Origin of the sequence: Streptomyces sp. NPDC012510 (assembly GCF_042955065.1) — a bacterium.
In the GTDB taxonomy this organism is placed as follows: Bacteria; Actinomycetota; Actinomycetes; order Streptomycetales; family Streptomycetaceae; genus Streptomyces.
This window is the reverse complement of sequence record NZ_JBIBEN010000078.1, coordinates 1-1,522: the sequence shown is the minus strand read 5'-3', so window position 1 is coordinate 1,522 and position 1,522 is coordinate 1. Positions and strand designations below refer to the sequence as shown.

General features: G+C 75.6%; 4 protein-coding genes. All 4 read left to right on the top strand.

Translation table 11 applies throughout. The annotated features are described in order from the left end of the window. Nucleotides 1-98 precede the first annotated feature (98 nt). Nucleotides 99-545 (top strand): hypothetical protein, encoded by a 447-nt coding sequence (locus ACFY9I_RS42415; RefSeq protein WP_391012867.1) that lies wholly within the window; start codon nt 99-101, stop codon nt 543-545. Between the two features lie 148 nt (nt 546-693). Then, nucleotides 694-1,080 carry a hypothetical protein gene (locus tag ACFY9I_RS42410; protein ID WP_391012864.1) on the top strand — a complete coding sequence of 129 codons (387 nt, stop codon included), beginning with the start codon at nt 694-696 and terminating at the stop codon, nt 1,078-1,080. Next, the gene (locus ACFY9I_RS42405) at nt 1,077-1,265 is read left to right on the top strand and encodes a hypothetical protein (protein WP_391012862.1); all 189 of its coding nucleotides are present in this window, start codon (nt 1,077-1,079) and stop codon (nt 1,263-1,265) included. Before ACFY9I_RS42410 ends, ACFY9I_RS42405 begins: the two co-directional genes overlap by 4 nt. After that, nucleotides 1,262-1,522 (top strand): hypothetical protein (locus ACFY9I_RS42400; protein ID WP_391012859.1); only part of this gene is annotated, 261 nt, incomplete at its 3' end. The genes ACFY9I_RS42405 and ACFY9I_RS42400, both read left to right, overlap by 4 nt.

Here is a 1,522-nt window from a genome sequence, read left to right as displayed (position 1 = left end):
CCCTCGTCCCGCCGCCGCCCGCTGGTGCTAGGCCGGGGCAACCACCACGTCGGCCGCTGGTTGTGGGCCGGGCCGACGTTCATCCACCGAGGCCCAGTATGCCCGCCCTCGTCCCCACACCCAGCCGTGCCGACGCGCACCGCCACCAGGCCGCCGCCGACTTCCTCCAGCAGCTCCCCACCCCGTGGGGCCTCGGCCCCGTACAGGCGCACCGCCTGGCCCCGGAGCTGCTGGAGCACTGCGACCGCACCGGCCGCCGCCTCGACGGCCGCCTACGCCGCCACCTCACCGCCCACCCCGAGGGCATCCGCGCCCATGCAGCCGTGCTGACCACCCGTATCCGGTCCCTACGCGCACCCGGCGCGCCCCGAACCCCCGCCCCGCGGCCGCCGTGCTCCCGGTGCGGCTCTCTCCGCTCCCTGGTCCACGGCCGCACGGTCTGCGTCGCCTGCATCACCGCCCCGGCCGCGCCGCCGGCCACCGACCCATCCAGGTCGGCCGCCGACGCACGGGCCGCTCTCCGCGCCGCACGGGCCGCCTCATGACCAGGACCACCCGGCGCGCGCCCCGTACGCCGCTCTCCCGGCCCCTCACGGCCCCTGACGCACCGACACCCGCCGCGCCCCCGCTCCGGCCGCCCACGGCCCCACCACGCCCCGTCACGCCCCCTCATGACCCTGGAGATGTCCGCGGATGACCGGCGATGTCCTGGACAGGAAAACGCGCGCCGCACTGCTCCTCGCCCGGGGGATGCCCACCGACCGGGTAGGCCGCGACGTCGGCGTGACCGGCCGCACCATCCGCCGATGGCAGGCAGATCCCGGGTTCGCGGAGCAGGTGCAGGAGTTCCGGCGCGTCAGCCTCTCCGAGACCGTCCGGAGCCTGGAAACCGTGGCCCGCACCGCCGTGTCCGTCCTCGGCCGGGCGATGACCGACGAGGACGTGCCCACGTCGGTACGCGTCCGGGCCGCCCTCGGCGTCCTCTCCACCCTCCCCACGATTTCCGCCCACGCCGAACTGGAGGAGCGCCTGGCCGCCCTCGAGGCCGCAGCCGACGCCCGAGACGAGGCCCACCGATGACCCACCGCCTGCACACCCGCGTCGGACGACTGGAGCAGCGCCGCGCCCGCGCGGCCGCACTCGGCGCCGAGGTCCTGGAGCTCCTGGCCGACTGGGAGCGCGAGGACCCCGAGGGCTTCGCCCACGCACTCACCACCGGCCGCCTGGCCGCCCTGACCACACCCCCTGAAAGGAACAGCCGATGACCTACGCCGACGTCGTGGCGCGCGCCCGCGCCTACGCCGAACGCCACCCGGACAACCAGGCGCACGCCCGCGCCCTGTCCGCCCTCGACCCCGACCGGACACCACCCGTGCAGATCCCGCCCGGCCGCACCCTCGACCTCACCGAGGCCCGCGCCCAGATCGCGAACCCCGTCTCTTCGTCCAAGTTGGACGAAGAGACGCAGACAGCCTCGTCCAACTTGGACGAACCAAATCCGCGCCACCGGGTCCTCAACGTC

Excerpts from the sequence above, each read along its gene's own strand:
- ACFY9I_RS42415 (WP_391012867.1), top strand. The coding sequence starts at position 99 with ATGCCCGCCCTCGTCCCCACACCCAGCCGTGCCGACGCGCACCGCCAC.
- ACFY9I_RS42405 (WP_391012862.1), top strand. The coding sequence starts at position 1,077 with ATGACCCACCGCCTGCACACCCGCGTCGGACGACTGGAGCAGCGCCGC.
- ACFY9I_RS42410 (WP_391012864.1), top strand. The coding sequence starts at position 694 with ATGACCGGCGATGTCCTGGACAGGAAAACGCGCGCCGCACTGCTCCTC.